This window comes from Streptomyces millisiae (assembly GCF_031845425.1).
GTDB lineage: Bacteria > Actinomycetota > Actinomycetes > Streptomycetales > Streptomycetaceae > Streptomyces > Streptomyces millisiae.
The window spans coordinates 1-445 of record NZ_JAVREM010000323.1; the positions used below are offsets into that span (position 1 = coordinate 1).

A 445-nucleotide genomic window follows, 5' to 3' on the forward strand; every position below is an offset into this window, starting at 1 on the left:
CGCTTCCATGCGGGCGTCCGGCGCGGCGCACGTCGCGCGCGCGAGCCGGTCATCGATGATGCCGGCGTTCTGGAAGATGTGGCGCAAGGCCGCGCTGGCGCGGAAGTCCGTCTCCTCGTCCTTCGCCGGGACGTCGGCCGCGGTGAGGAACTGGCTGACGACCCCGGCTGCGGCGAGTGCCTTGCGGGTGGGGGGCTTGCCGTCGTTGGGGATGGGCTTGCCGTCCCAGGTGGTTTCGCAGATGGCGGCGACGAGCTGGTCGGGGTCGTCAGAGTGGAAGAAGCCACTCGATTGGACGATGCTCGAGCGGTCGTGGGATCCGTGCATGGTCAGTTCGGGGATCTTGCGGAACTCCACTGTGATGGCTGGCGCGATGTCTACGATCTTCGCGTCGAACCTTGCGTCCGATCCTACGAGAGCTTCGGGGATCGGCACTCCGTAGTCT

Annotated in this window: 1 pseudogene; it reads right to left on the minus strand. The window is 67.0% G+C overall.

Features of this window, described 5'->3' with window-relative positions:
* A pseudogene (locus tag RNC47_RS36890) lies at positions 1-357 on the minus strand (RNaseH domain-containing protein); the annotation flags it as partial.
* Positions 358-445: the final 88 nt, after the last annotated feature.